Annotated in this window: 10 protein-coding genes and 1 pseudogene; 3 read left to right on the forward strand and 8 right to left on the reverse strand. The window is 71.7% G+C overall.

The genetic code is table 11. The features are described from left to right. Positions 1-5: 5 nt before the first annotated feature. Entirely contained in the window at positions 6-2,213 is a 2,208-nt protein-coding gene (locus ACIBBB_RS09635) for a SpoIIE family protein phosphatase (RefSeq protein ID WP_398980444.1), read from the reverse strand. A 253-nt stretch (positions 2,214-2,466) separates the two neighbouring features. On the opposite strand from ACIBBB_RS09635, the gene ACIBBB_RS09640 reads away from it, so the two are divergent. Then, positions 2,467-3,180 carry a two-component system response regulator gene (locus tag ACIBBB_RS09640; RefSeq protein ID WP_398980445.1) on the forward strand — a complete coding sequence of 238 codons (714 nt, stop codon included), beginning with the start codon at positions 2,467-2,469 and terminating at the stop codon, positions 3,178-3,180. 51 nt (positions 3,181-3,231) lie between these two features. On the opposite strand, the gene ACIBBB_RS09645 is transcribed toward ACIBBB_RS09640, so the two are convergent. After that, positions 3,232-5,121: an AMP-dependent synthetase/ligase gene (locus ACIBBB_RS09645; protein ID WP_398980446.1), complete on the reverse strand. Its 1,890-nt coding sequence runs from the start codon at positions 5,119-5,121 to the stop codon at positions 3,232-3,234. Positions 5,122-5,367: 246 nt separating this feature from the next. After that, positions 5,368-7,233, reverse strand: coding sequence for a translation elongation factor 4 (lepA, locus tag ACIBBB_RS09650; protein ID WP_398980447.1), 1,866 nt, complete (start codon positions 7,231-7,233; stop codon positions 5,368-5,370). A gap of 201 nt (positions 7,234-7,434) precedes the next feature. Here lepA and rpsT point away from each other — a divergent pair, with 201 nt between their 5' ends. Continuing rightward, the gene (rpsT, locus tag ACIBBB_RS09655; protein ID WP_398980773.1) at positions 7,435-7,701 is read left to right on the forward strand and encodes a 30S ribosomal protein S20; all 267 of its coding nucleotides are present in this window, start codon (positions 7,435-7,437) and stop codon (positions 7,699-7,701) included. A 213-nt stretch (positions 7,702-7,914) separates the two neighbouring features. Here the strand turns inward: rpsT and holA are convergent, their stop codons facing one another. Further along, the gene (gene holA, locus ACIBBB_RS09660) at positions 7,915-8,901 is read right to left on the reverse strand and encodes a DNA polymerase III subunit delta (RefSeq protein ID WP_398980448.1); all 987 of its coding nucleotides are present in this window, start codon (positions 8,899-8,901) and stop codon (positions 7,915-7,917) included. A 68-nt stretch (positions 8,902-8,969) separates the two neighbouring features. Between holA and ACIBBB_RS09665 the strand changes: the two genes are divergently transcribed. Continuing rightward, entirely contained in the window at positions 8,970-9,224 is a 255-nt protein-coding gene (locus ACIBBB_RS09665; protein WP_398980449.1) for a hypothetical protein, read from the forward strand. 46 nt (positions 9,225-9,270) lie between these two features. Here the strand turns inward: ACIBBB_RS09665 and ACIBBB_RS09670 are convergent, their stop codons facing one another. The 4 genes and pseudogenes from ACIBBB_RS09670 to ACIBBB_RS09685 form a co-directional block, all read right to left on the reverse strand. Continuing rightward, positions 9,271-10,152 carry a YceI family protein gene (locus ACIBBB_RS09670; RefSeq protein ID WP_398980450.1) on the reverse strand — a complete coding sequence of 294 codons (882 nt, stop codon included), beginning with the start codon at positions 10,150-10,152 and terminating at the stop codon, positions 9,271-9,273. Positions 10,153-10,301: 149 nt separating this feature from the next. Next, a pseudogene (locus tag ACIBBB_RS09675) lies at positions 10,302-10,719 on the reverse strand (arylamine N-acetyltransferase); the annotation flags it as partial. 51 nt (positions 10,720-10,770) lie between these two features. Further along, positions 10,771-13,293 carry a ComEC/Rec2 family competence protein gene (locus ACIBBB_RS09680; protein WP_398980451.1) on the reverse strand — a complete coding sequence of 841 codons (2,523 nt, stop codon included), beginning with the start codon at positions 13,291-13,293 and terminating at the stop codon, positions 10,771-10,773. After that, complete coding sequence (locus ACIBBB_RS09685; protein ID WP_398980452.1) at positions 13,290-13,937, reverse strand: helix-hairpin-helix domain-containing protein; 648 nt, start codon at positions 13,935-13,937, stop codon at positions 13,290-13,292. Before ACIBBB_RS09685 ends, ACIBBB_RS09680 begins: the two co-directional genes overlap by 4 nt. Positions 13,938-13,987 lie beyond the last annotated feature (50 nt).

The raw sequence follows: 13,987 nt of genomic DNA on the forward strand, positions 1-13,987 counted from the left end.
GACGCCTACTCCGCCCGCAGCACCAGCATCGCCAGGTCGTCCGACGGCGGACTCGGGTCGAAGTCGTGCACGGCGCGTCTGATCCGCTCGGCGACGCCTTGGGCGTTCAGGCCCGTGCAGCCCGCCAGGATCGCGGCGAGACCGTCGTCGTCGTCCAGGAGCCGCCGACCCGAGCGGCGCTCGGTGACACCGTCGGTGACGCACAGGAGCGTGTCCCCGGACGCCAGGTCGAAGCTGAGGCTCTCGTACGCGACGTGTTCGTCGACCCCGAGGAGCAGTTGCGGCTCCGCCGCGACGCGTACCGTCCCGTCGGGCCGCAGCAGCAGCGGCAGTGGGTGCCCGGCGCTCGCGAGGGTGCAGCGGGCGCCGCCGCCGGTGCCGGGGAGCGGCGCGAGTTCGCCGTACAGGAGGGAGAGGAAGCGCGACTGGCCGCCGTCGGCGAGTCCGCCGCCGCGCCCGCCGTCCCCGGCGCTCTGTTCGATGTCGCCGATGTCACGGATGTCGCCCATGTCACTGAGCGGGCCCAGGTCGCTGAGTCCGGGGAGGGCGCCGTCGCCACCCGTCAGATCCTGCCCGCCGGCGACGGCGACCATCAGCGCGGCGGCCTCGGCGGCTTCCATCGCGTCGTCGAGCAGGAGCCGGTTGAGCCGGTCGAGGACCTCGCCGACGCCGTACCCCTCGCGGGCGAGGAGCCGCAGCCAGGGCCGGGCGAGACCGGTGACGACGGCGGCCTCGGGGCCGCTGCCCTGGACGTCGCCGAGCATGAAGCACCAGCGCCCGCCGGGCGGCGCGGGGAAGACGTCGTAGAAGTCGCCGCCGACCACGCCGTCGTCGGCGGGCTCGTACACGAGGTGGCTCTCGACGCCCGGGATCCGGGCGACCTGGCTGGGCAGCAGGCTGCGTTGCAGGACGCGGCTGATGGTGGCCTGGCGGGTGTAGCGGCGGGCGGCGCCGATCGCGAGGGCGACGCGGCGGGCGAAGTCCTCGATGAGCGCGACCACTTCGTCGGGCATCCGGGCGAGCCGGCGCCGGCCGAGGACCAGGGTGCCGAGGGGGCGGCCGTTGGCGACGAGCCGGCAGGCGACGGCCGCGCCGTCGTGCGCGCCGGTCTGGCCGGAGCCGGGCCAGGGGACGGGCACGGGAACGTTGCGCCCGCCGGTGCCGCCGCCCGTGCCGTCCTGTCCGCGCTGGGAGTCGAGGAGCCGCGGTGGCTCCTTCTCAAGGAGGGCGCGGAGCAGCTCGATGCGGGACTCGTCGGCGTGCCAGACGCGGGCGAGCCGAGGCGTGCCGGCTCGGCCGCGTCCTTCGCCTTCGCCGTCGAGCCAGATCGCGCACCAGTCGGCGAGCCGGGGCACGAGCAGCTGCCCGGCGAGCGCGGCGACCAGGTCCTCGTCGAGCTGGCCGGCCAGCAGGTCGGAGGCTTCGGCGAGGAAGGAGAGGGCGCCCCGGCTGATCCAGTCCGGGTCCTCGCGCGGCATACCGCGCGGTGCGGCGCCGAGGATCTCGGCGGCGCGCAGCCCGCGGCGCAGGGCGGGTTCGCCGACGACTCCGTTGACCGACGCTGCCGCGTCGGTGCCGGAGGGGACCTCGGTCGTCGGCCCGTCGAGCGGGAGGCGGGCCCAGACGGTCTTGAGGCCGGTGCGGTAGGTGATGCCCCAGCGTTCCGCGAGGGCGGCGATGAGCTGGAGGCCCCGGCCGTAGTCGGGGGCGCCGCCGCCCGCCGGGCCGTGCGCGTCGCTGCGTACGGAGCGGGCGGGGTGGTGGTCGGAGACCTCGATGACGAGCGCGGCGGGCTCCTGCTCGGAGGCCGCGTCCGGCTCGGGGAGCGCGACGGGTGCGCCGTCGGCGCTGGGCGCCCGGTCGGGTCCCGGCGCCGCGTCGGGCCCGTCGGCCTCCGGCTCCCGCGGTGCTTCGAGACGGCAGAGCAGTTCGACGTTGGTGCCCGCGTGCACGACGGCGTTGGTGACCAGTTCGTCGACGATCAGCACCGCGTCGTCGGCCAGCCCGTCCGTGCTGTGCTGACCCGGTGGGCACGCCTCGTCGCCCTGGCAGAGGGCGCAGGTGGTGAGCAGTCCGAGGCTGGTCCACTCGGCGAGCGCCGCGCGTACGAACCGGCGCGCGGCCGACGGAGCGAGCGGGTTGCCCGGCAGGCTGGTGCGTGCCGTGCGTCGCTCGTCGCTCCGGAACGCCCGGCTCCGCGTCGGAGTCGGCACTTCCGGATCGTTCGGGTCCCGACGGTCCCCTATAGGCACCACGTGCGGCTCCTGGTTGTTTCTTTCGTTGCGCCGCTTACGACCCCGACAGAGTGACAGACTGAGCGTGCCCATATGCGTCGAGTCATCGAAACGGGCGAAGAAGCGGGCGAAGAACGGAGCTCAGAGGCCACCTCCCGGCCACCGTACCCCCGACACACTACGCACCCGGATCCCCCAATCCCGGCCATCACCTACTCGGACGCCACCCACGATGAGCACCCAGATACCCACCGAACCAGCCACTGACACCCCTGTCGCGGACCGCGCGGGAATCCTCCTCGTCGACGACATGGAGGAGAACCTTCTCGCACTCGAAGCCGTTCTGGCGTCCCTCAACGTCCCGCTGGTGCGTGCCCGTTCGGGCGAGGAGGCGATGCGGGCCCTGCGTCGCGAGCGGTTCGCGCTGGTCCTGCTGGACGTACGGATGCCGGGCATGGACGGCTTCGACACCGCCGCCGGAATCAAGCGGCTGGACCAGGCGAAGGACGTCCCGATCATCTTCCTGACCGGGAGCGATCCCGACAGCGGATTCACGTTCCGCGGATACGCGACCGGGGCCGCCGACTTCATCCCCAAGCCGTTCGATCCCTGGGTGCTGCGCGCCAAGGTCACGGTCTTTCTCGAACTGCACCGCAAGAACCGCCAGTTGGAAGCCCTGCTTGCCCGAGACAACGTACAGCTCGCGGAGATGGCCCGGCGGCTCGCCGCGATCGAGTCGATGCTCGACAGGAGCGGTCCGGTCGGTCACGGCGGCGGCTCCGGCAGCGACGGTGCGGGCGCGGCCGGCGGCGAGGGCGAGGGCCGGGACGACGGCGACGCGGACACCCTGCGCGGTGTCGGCGAACTGGCCGCGCTCCGCGACCACGTGGCCGGACTCGACAACATACTGCGAGAATTACGCCGCGGACGGAGCCTTCAGCCGTAGATCCCGGCCGCCGGCCCCGCCCGCGTACTCATGTATGGCGCGTAGGCGCGTCTACGCCTCCCGCGTGCCCTCGTACATCTCGTCCAGCAAGTACTTGTACTCCCGCTCCACGACCGGCCGCTTGAGCTTCAGACTCGGCGTCAGCTCGCCGTGCTCGATGTCCAGGTCGCGCGGCAGCAGCCGGAACTTCCTGATCGTCTGCCAGCGCTGAAGGCCCTCGTTGAGCTCCTTCACGTAGCCCTCGATGAGCTCCTTCGTCCGCGGCGACGCGACGACGTCGGCGTACGAGGCGCCCTCCAGGCCGTTCTCCGCCGCCCAGCCGAGCAGGGCCGGTTCGTCCAGGGAGATGAGCGCGGTGCAGAAGTTCCGGTCGGCGCCGTGCACCAGGATGTTGGAGACGTACGGGCACACCGCCTTGAACTGACCCTCGACCTCGGCCGGTGCGATGTACTTGCCGCCGGAGGTTTTGATCAGGTCCTTCTTGCGGTCGGTGATCCGCAGATAGCCGTCGACCGACAGCTCACCGATGTCGCCGGTGTGGAACCAGCCGTCGGATTCGAGGACTTCGACGGTCTTCTCGGGCAGGCCGTGGTAGCCGTCCATGATGCCGGGGCTGCGCAGCATGATCTCGCCGTCGTCGGCGATCCGGACCTCGGTGCCGGGCAGCGGCTTGCCGACGGTGCCGGTGCGGTAGGCCTCGCCCGGGTTGACGAAACTCGCGGCGCTGGACTCGGTGAGGCCGTAGCCCTCCAGGATGTGGATTCCGGCGCCGGAGAAGAAGAAGCCGATGTCGGGCGCGAGGGCGGCGGATCCGGAGACGGCGGCACGCAGTTGGCCACCGAACGCCTCGCGGAGCTTGGCGTAGACGAGCTTGTCGGCGACGGAGTGCTTGGCGCGGAGAGCGAAGGGCGCCGAAGCGGTGCCGGTGTGGCGGAAATTGTCCTGGCGGACCTTGGCGTACTCGCGGGCCACCTCCGCGGCCCACTGGAAGATCTTGTACTTCGCGGCGCCGCCGGCCCGCGCCTTGGCCGCGACCCCGTTGTAGACCTTCTCGAAGATGCGGGGCACCGCCGCCATGTAGGTCGGGCGCACCACCGGCAGATTCTCGATGATCTTGTCGACGCGGCCGTCGACCGCGGTGACATGACCGACCTCGATCTGGCCGGAGGTCAGCACCTTGCCGAAGACGTGCGCCAGCGGCAGCCAGAGGTACTGGACGTCGTCGTTGGTGACGAGTCCGGTGCCCGCGATGGCCTTGGCCACGTACGACCAGTTGTCGTGCGCCAGCCGTACACCCTTGGGGCGGCCGGTGGTGCCCGAGGTGTAGATGAGGGTCGCGAGCTGCTCGGCGGTGATCGCGCCGACCCGCTCCTTGACGGTCTCGGGGTGCTCCTCCAGATACTTCGTCCCGCGCTCCTCCAGCTCGGCGAGGGAGAGCACCCAGCCGTCCGGGTCGCCCTCGGCGGGCGTCGCGTGGGCCGCGTCGATCACCACGACATGGGCGAGCTTCGGCAGCTCGGACCGGCGCTCGCGCGCCTTGGCGAGCTGCTCGGCGTCCTCGGCGATGAGGATGACGCTGTCGGAGTCGGCGAGGATGTACGCGCACTCCTCGGCGTTCGTCGAGGGGTAGACGGTCGTGGTCGCGGCGCCCGCGCACATCACACCGAGGTCGGCGAGGATCCACTCGACCCGGGTGGCGGCGGCGAGCGCGACACGCTCCTCGGGCCGTACGCCCAGCGCGATGAGACCGGCGGCCACCGCGTACACCCGCACCGCGGCCTGGCCCCAACTCAGGGACTTCCAGTCGTCGGGGCCCTGACCCGTGGCGGGCGGGACCGGATAGCGGTACGCCTCCGCGTCCGGCGTGGCCGCCACGCGCTCAATGAAGAGAGTCGCCACTGACGGCGGCCGATTCTCGATCAAGGTCTTTGTGTCGCTCACGACGTCCTCCGGGCCCCGCAATGCTTGCGCGACAGGCTTGTTGTTTAACTGGTGAGTAACCATCGAGCAGTGATCAGACTAGAGCGGACCCGCCCGGTGCGTAAGGGGACGCGGGGAGCCGCTTCATAACGAACCGGACCCGTGAACGGCCGACGGGCCCGCGCGCCTGTGCGCCCGGACCCGACCGGTCCTACTCGCGAGTCACTTCCCCGCCGCCTCCGCCCGTAACCCGCCGCGCGCCCGGGATCACTTCTTCTTGCCGGACGATTCGTCGCTCGACAGCACCGCGATGAACGCCTCCTGCGGGACCTCCACGCTGCCGACCATCTTCATCCGCTTCTTGCCCTCCTTCTGCTTCTCCAGCAGCTTGCGCTTCCGGGAGATGTCACCGCCGTAGCACTTGGCGAGGACGTCCTTACGGATGGCGCGGATCGTCTCGCGGGCGATGACCCGCGATCCGATGGCCGCCTGGATGGGCACCTCGAAGGCCTGGCGCGGGATGAGCTCCCTGAGCTTGGCGACGAGCCGTACGCCGTACGCGTAGGCCTGGTCCCGGTGCGTGATGGCGGAGAAGGCGTCGACCTTGTCGCCGTGCAGCAGGATGTCGACCTTGACGAGCTGGGCGCTCTGCTCGCCGGTGGGCTCGTAGTCCAGCGACGCGTAGCCACGGGTCTTCGACTTCAGCTGGTCGAAGAAGTCGAAGACGATCTCGGCGAGGGGGAGGGTGTAGCGGATCTCCACCCGGTCGGCGGAGAGATAGTCCATACCGAGGAGCGTGCCTCGGCGGGTCTGGCAGAGCTCCATGATCGAGCCGATGAACTCGCTGGGCGCGAGGATCGTGGCCCGGACGACCGGCTCGTGCACCGAGTCGATCTTCCCCTCGGGGAACTCGCTCGGGTTGGTGACGGTGTGCTCCTTGCCGTCCTCCATCTCCACCCGGTAGACCACGTTCGGCGCGGTCGCGATCAGGTCGAGGTTGAACTCGCGCTCCAGCCGCTCCCGGATCACATCGAGGTGCAGCAGCCCGAGGAAGCCGACGCGGAAACCGAAGCCGAGAGCGGCGGAGGTCTCCGGCTCGTAGACCAGGGCCGCGTCGTTGAGCTGGAGTTTGTCGAGGGCGTCGCGCAGCTCGGGGTAGTCCGAGCCGTCCAGCGGATAGAGGCCGGAGAACACCATCGGCTTGGGGTCCTTGTAGCCGCCCAGCGCCTCGGTCGCGCCCTTGCTGAAGGAGGTGATCGTGTCACCGACCTTGGACTGCCGGACGTCCTTCACGCCGGTGATGAGATAGCCGACCTCGCCCACACCGAGGCCGTCGGCCGGGGTCATCTCGGGCGAGGAGACACCGATCTCCAGCAGCTCGTGGGTGGCGCCGGTGGACATCATCCGGATGCGCTCGCGCTTGTTGAGCTGGCCGTCGATGACACGCACGTACGTGACGACGCCCCGGTACGAGTCGTACACCGAGTCGAAGATCATCGCGCGCGCCGGGGCGTCGGCGACGCCGACCGGCGGGGGCACGTCCTTGACGACCCGGTCGAGCAGCACGTCGACGCCGACGCCGGTCTTCGCGGAGACCTTCAGCACGTCCTCGGGCTGGCAGCCGATCAGGTTCGCCAGTTCCTCGGAGAACTTCTCGGGCTGTGCGGCAGGCAGGTCGATCTTGTTGAGCACCGGGATGATGGTGAGGTCGTTCTCCATCGCCAGATAGAGGTTGGCGAGGGTCTGTGCCTCGATGCCCTGCGCGGCGTCCACCAGCAGGACCGTGCCCTCGCAGGCGGCGAGCGAGCGGGACACCTCGTAGGTGAAGTCCACGTGGCCCGGGGTGTCGATCATGTTCAGGACATGGGTGGTGCCCTTGTCCGGACCCTCGTTGGGGGCCCAGGGCAGCCGGACCGCCTGGGACTTGATCGTGATGCCGCGCTCGCGTTCGATGTCCATCCGGTCGAGATACTGGGCACGCATCTGCCGCTGGTCGACCACGCCGGTCAGCTGGAGCATCCGGTCGGCGAGCGTCGACTTGCCGTGGTCGATGTGCGCGATGATGCAGAAATTGCGGAGCAGCGCCGGGTCCGTACGGCTCGGCTCGGGCACGTTGGTAGGGGTCGCGGGCACGCAGGGTCCTGATTCTTGAGACGCGCGGCGTCTCGTCTCGGGTCGACATCGGATCGATACGTAGGCTCCATCGTCCCACGGGTACGGGGCTGCGCCCGGTTTGGGCCGGTCGGGCGGCGACTGGTAGCGTTGTCAGCTGTGTCTGCTGCCGTCTCGGCGTGGACGCTCATTCAAAGATCATCGAACCTGAAAAGGCATTTCGTGGCGAACATCAAGTCCCAGATCAAGCGGAACAAGACCAACGAGAAGGCGCGCCTGCGCAACAAGGCCGTCAAGTCGTCGCTCAAGACCGCGATCCGCAAGGCCCGCGAGGCTGTTGCCGCCGGTGACGCCGAGACGGCGAACGTGGCCGTCCGTGAGGCGTCGCGCAAGCTCGACAAGGCTGCCTCGAAGGGTGTCATCCACAAGAACGCCGCCGCCAACAAGAAGTCGGCGCTGGCGTCGAAGGTTGCCGCCCTGCAGGGCTGAGCGACTGTCTGCTCACTCTTGATTCCAACCGCCGGAACGGACTCAGCGGGCCCTCTCTACCGCTCCTGACCGGTGTCTTTCGGATCCGCGCACGACTGCGTTCGCCACGCGGGTGCGGATCCAGCCAGGTTTGACGACGAAGGCCCCGGTACGGCGTACCGGGGCCTTCGGCATGCCGGCCGGGCTGCTGTGCCGTGCGTGAGCTGTGTTGCGTCAGCGGCCGGCGCGGGCCGCGCGGGCGACCGTCACGACGGCCTTCTCCAGCGCGTACTCGGGGTCGGCGCCGCCGCCCTTGACGCCTTCGTCGGCCTCCGCGACCGCGCGCAGCGCCGTCGCCACCCCGTCCGGGGTCCAGCCGCGCATCTGTTGACGCACCCTGTCGATCTTCCACGGCGGCATGCCCAGCTCACGCGCGAGATCGGCGGGCCGGCCGCCCCGTGCCGAGGAGAGCGTGCCGATGGCGCGCACGCCCTGCGCGAGGGCGCTGGTGATCAGTACGGGCGCGACGCCGGTCGACAGCGACCAGCGCAGCGCTTCGAGCGCGTCGGCCGCGCGGCCCTCCACAGCACGGTCGGCGACGGTGAAGCTCGACGCCTCGGCGCGGCCCGTGTAATAGCGGGCGACGACGGCGTCGTCGATCGCGCCTTCGACGTCGGCGGCGAGCTGGGACACCGCGCTCGCCAGCTCCCGCAGATCGCTGCCGATCGAGTCGACCAGCGCCTGGCAGGCCTCGGGCGTGGCCGACCGTCCCAGCGTGCGGAACTCCGACCGTACGAAGTTGAGCCGCTCGGCGGGCTTGGTCGTCTTCGCGCAGGAGACCTCACGGGCGCCGGCCTTGCGGGCGGCGTCGAGCAGGGCCTTGCCCTTGGGCCCGCCCGCGTGCAGCAGGACGAGCGTGATCTCCTCGGCCGGTGCGTCGAGATACGCCTTGACGTCCTTGATCGTGTCGGCGGGGAGGTCGTGCGCGTTCCGTACGACGACGACCTTGCGCTCGGCGAAGAGCGACGGGCTCGTCAGCTCGGCCAGGGTGCCGGGATGGAGCTGGTCGGAGGAGAGGTCGCGTACGTCCGTGTCCGGGTCGGAGGCGCGGGCCGCCGCCACGACCTGCTGGACGGCGCGGTCCAGCAGCAGATCCTCCTGGCCCACTGCGAGCGTGAGAGGGGCGAGCGGATCGTCGGGGGAAGTCTTCCTGGTGGCCATCGCGGTCCAGCATCGCACGGCCCACCGACAGCGCTCCGCGTGCCGGCCGGGTACGGGAGAATGGGCGGGTGAGCGATGTTCGACATGTACTGGTGCTGCCCGACCGCGACGCCGCCGAGGAGGTGGCGAGTGAACTCGCCGACCGCTTCGGGGTGGTGGAGGAGCCCCAGCTCGTACGGGACGCCCTGGCCGGCGAGGACGACGCCGAGGACGCGCAGTGGCTGGTGGTGATCGAGGACGCGACGACACGGCTCGACCCCACGGCGCTGGACGCGTTCGCCGCCGAGTACGAGGGGTGGCTCGAAGCGCCGCCCGAGGAGTGACACTCCGGGTCTCAGGACTGAAAACTGAGAACTCAGGGCACAGGCCTCAGGACTTGCGGACGATCTGGACGTCCAGATCGATGGTGATGCTGGAGCCGACGACGGCGATGCCACGAGCGACCATCGTCTGCCAGGTGAGGGTGAAGTCCTCTCGGCGCAGCTCGGTCGTGGCGCGGCAGGCCGCGCGGGTCTCGCCCTCCATCCCGCTGCCGATGCCCAGGTAGCGGGTGTCCAGGGTGACCGTGCGGCTCACGCCGTGCAGGGTCAGCGCGCCGGTCACGCCCCAGTGGCCGCCGCCCCGGTGGACGAAGCGGTCGCTGTAGAACTCCATCGTCGGATAGTTCGCCACGTCGAGGAAGTCCGCCGAGCGCAGATGGTCGTCGCGCGTCCGGACGTTCGTGTCGATGGACGAGGCGTCGATGATGACGTGCATCGCGGACTGGTCCATACGCTCGGCTATCCGCACGGCTCCGGCGAAGATGTTGAACCGGCCGTGGATCCGCGCCAGTCCGATATGGCGTGCGGTGAAGCCGATCTGAGAGTGTGTCGGCTCGATCTCCCACTCCCCCGGATCAGGGAGCGGCGGGGGCGTCGCGATCTGGAGGGTCACGTCGCCGAGGCCCGCGTGCGCGCTCTCGTTCACCGTGACATCGCGGTGGTACGGCGTGAAGCCGTCGGCCGTGACCGCGAGCCGGTACTCAGCGGCCGGGACGGTCGCCATGACCGAGCCGAACGGATCGGTCTCCCCGCCGACGGCCTTCCGACCCGAGCTGTCACTGAGGACGAACTCGGCCCGCCGGACGGGTTCGCCGGCCGGATCGAGAACGCGGCAGCTCAGTACGCCCGCCGTGGGCGGCACCGCCACGTCCGCGAGCGGCCCGGCCTCCGCCGCGGCGGCCGCGCCCCCGCCGAACCAACGTCTGAACATTCCTGCCCACCCCCGTGCTGCTGGGACCCGGCGCCCGTGCGCGGCATCACATTCTTGCCGAATACACGGACCTTTGACGAATAGGCATTCGATCACCCTTGTGCCGTTGAGGGCAAACACGGGCGCTCAAAGGGGGTTTGGCCAGTCACCTACCCGCAAGTACCTGACGTCCAGTTACGTCCTTTCCTCGTCCGATCGGCCATGACCTGAGGCACCTCGTCCAGGTCGAGACCGAAGTGCTCCAGGTAGACGGCCAGGACCTCGTCGTCCCCGACCAGCTCCCGCTCGCGCCGCTCACCGTTCACCGTGGTGACGAGCTTGCCGCCGGTGAGCGTGATCCGGCCGTCGGTGGTACCAGGATCCGGCGGTGAAGTCGGCCGGCGCACGCGGCCGCCGGTCGATACGGAGCTGGGGCTTCCCGTCCCACAGCACATCCAGGTCGCCGTCCGGCGCCTCCACGACCCGGAACGTACCTGCCGGGTCGTCCTGGTCACCGCGCTCGTCGAGGGCCGGCGGGTGGGAGCTGTGACTCCCGAAGCCGACGTCCGCGAGCCACCGTCGTACGCCGTGTCCCGCCCCGCTCCCGTCTGGGCGGGCGTCTCGAACCCCTTCTCCTCGTCACCCGGGCCCGCGTGGCACCGCCCGCAGCCCGGCCCCCGCGCCGGTCACCGCGACCGCGCCGTCCGTGTCGGTACGCATCACCACCGCTCCCCCGGCCCGCAGCGCGCCGACCGTGCGCGGTGAGGGATGGCCGTACGGGTTGTCCCTGCCGCAGGAGATCAGGGCCAGCCGGGGCCGCAACTCACGCAGCAGTCCCGGGTCCTGGAAGGCCGAACCGTGGTGCGCGACCTTCAGTACGTCCACCGGCGGCAGCGACGGATGGTCCCTCGACAGGCCCTGCTGGGCGGGCGGTTCGAGATCACCGAGCAGCAACAGGGTCGGACCGCCCGCCGTCCGGACGAACAGGGTGACGCTCGCGTCGTTCGGTCCGCCCGCGCCCAGCCCGGGTCCGGCCCTCGGCCACAGGACCCGCCAGTCGAGCGGCCCGACCCGGCGCCGCTCCCCCGGTATCGCGCGCACCAGCGGGACGCGCGCCTCCCCCGCCGTCCGCCGTACGAACTCGCTCTGCTCCCACGGCTCTTGAAGGGTGGTCGTCTGGATGGCACCGACCCTCCTGCCACGCAGCACCCCGGGCAGTCCGGTGACATGGTCGGCGTGGAAATGGCTGACGACGACCAGTGGTACACGGGTGATCCCGAGGTCGCGCAGACATCTGTCGGCCAGCAGGGGATCGGGACCGGCGTCCACGACCACACCAGCTCCCTCGCCGGCCGCGAGCACCAGCGTGTCGCCCTGCCCGACGTCGCACATCGCCAGCACCCAGCCCGGCGGCGGCCAACCGGTGACCATCCGGGTGAAGGGTGCCGGCCGCAGGACGGCCAGCAGCAGGAGCACCGCGCACATGGCGGCGACCCATGGGTGGCCGCGTATACGCCGTACCGCGTACACGACGAGCACCGTGACGACGGCGAGCAGCGCCCCGCCCCGCCAGCCGCCGGGCCACTCGGACTCGGCCCCCGGCAGCGCCGCGCCGGTACGGGCAACCGAGGCGATCCATCCGGCGGGCCAGCCCGCACACCGGGCCAGCAGCTCGGCCGCCGGCATCGCCACCGGCGCCGTGGCGAGCGCGGCGAACCCGAGCACCGTCGCCGGCGCCACCGCCAGCTCCGCGAACAGGTTGCAGGGGATCGCGACGAGACTCACCCGCGCGGCGAACACCGCCACCACCGGCGCGCACACCGCCTGCGCCGACGCCGCTGCCGCCAGCACCTCGGCGAGCCGGGGCGGCACCCCTCGCCGCCTCAGCGCCGCACTCCAGCGCGGACCGATGGTGAGCAGCGCGCCCGTGGCGAGCACGGACAGCACGAAGCCGAAGCTGCGCGCCAGGGCCGGGTCCCAGAGGACGAGGAGCAGCACGGCGGCGGCCAGCGCCGGGATCAGCGATCTACGCCGGCCGGTGCCGATGGCCAGCAGGGTGATCAGTCCGCAGGCCGCCGCCCGCAGCACGCTCGGCTCCGGCCGGCAGACCACCACGAAGGCGAGCGTGAGCGCCCCGCCCAGCAGGGCCGTCGACCGCAGTGAGATCCCCAGACGAGGGGCGAGTCCGCGCCGCTCGGCCCTCAGCGCGAGCCCCGGGGGCCCGATGAGCAGGGCGAGGACGATCGTCAGATTGCTTCCGGAGACGGCGAGCAGATGGGAGAGGTCGGTCGCCGTGAACGCGTCGTGCAGCTCCGGCGGGATACGGGAGGTGTCCCCGACCACCAGTCCGGGCAACAGCGCGCGGGCGTCCGGCGGGAGCCCTTGCGTCGCGTCCCGCAGTCCGGCGCGCAGCCGGCCCGCCGTGCGTTGCACGCCGGTCGGCGGACGTACGACCTCCGGTGGCCCACTTCCCTCCACCCGTAGCAGCGCCGCGTACCTCTCGTCGCCCTCCGCCGGCGGCGCCAGCCGCCCCGCCAGCCTCAGCCCGGTGGACGGCAGCAGCCGCTGCCAGGCCCTGGCGCCGTCCCCCGCCCCGGCTCCCGCGAAGACGAGCACCGGCGTACGGACGGCCGTGACGGCTCCGTCCCGGGAGGTCACGCGCGTGAGGTCCGCGTCCAGGACGAGGCCCGCCGAGGAGAGCCTGCCGCCGTGGACCCGCGGTCTGATGGGGCGCGGGTCGGAGGTGACCGTCAGCTCCACGGTGGCGCGTGCGTACTCCTCCGCCAGTGCGGGCACCGGGCCTCGGTGCCGGTCCGCGCCGTGCAGCCAGGCGGACCCGGCCCCCGCGACGGCACAGAGCAGCGCAGCGGCCACAGCGACGCCATTGACCCGCCGCCGCACATCCCTCGGCCCGGCACCCGTCTGCCGCCCCGCCACGGGCCCCGGCAGGAGAGCCGCCCTCACCAGCAGCACACCCGCCACGACCAGCCCGGTCAGCACCGCACCGGCGATCCGGTTCCCCGGTGCGCCCGTCGCCAGCGCCGCGGCGGCCCAGGCAGCCAGCGCGGGCGGGACCAGCCGCAGGTCGGCCGGGCCTTCCTGGCGAGGGGCCGCGGCGCCCAGCGGATGCCCGGAGGAGGCGTGTACGGCCGCGCGGGTCACGGCCGCACACGGGGCTCGATGTCGGCGAACCGGCGTTCGCCGATCCCGTTCACCTCGCGCAGCTCGTCGACGGACCTGAATCCGCCGTGCCGGGTGCGGTAGTCGAGAATGTGCTGCGCGAGCACCGGGCCGACTCCGGGCAGGGTGTCGAGCTGTTCCACGGTGGCGGTGCTGAGGCTCACCGGCGCCCCGCCGGGACCTTGGCCGCCGGCGCCCGGCCCCGCCGCGCCCCCGCCGGGCGCGGGCTGCCCCGGTGGCGCGGGGCCGCCGACGACCACCTGCTCGCCGTCCACCAGCACGCGTGCGCGGTTGAGCCCGGTCAGATCGGCGCCGGGCCTGACTCCCCCGGCGGCCCGCAGCGCGTCGGTCACCCTCGACCCGGCGGGCAGTCGGTGGACACCGGGACTGCGCACCTTGCCGCTGACATCGACCACCACGCGCCTGCCCGACGAGGGGGCGGCGGCAGCTGGAGGTACCTCTGGCGACGGTACGGGCTCCCGCGCGGGCCCCGCCGTGCCCACCTCTTCACGGACCGTCTCCGGCGCGCTGACCGGCTGTGGCCGGCCGGACCAGAAATGCTGGGCCGCCAGCACGGCTGCGACGACGAGCACCACCGACAGCGCGGCGAGTGTCTTCGGCTCCACCCCACATCTGAGCTGCACCCACAACGGCAACCGCTCCCTGACGGCCAGCC

The sequence above is a fragment of the Streptomyces sp. NPDC051217 genome (genome assembly GCF_044455465.1).
GTDB lineage: Bacteria > Actinomycetota > Actinomycetes > Streptomycetales > Streptomycetaceae > Streptomyces.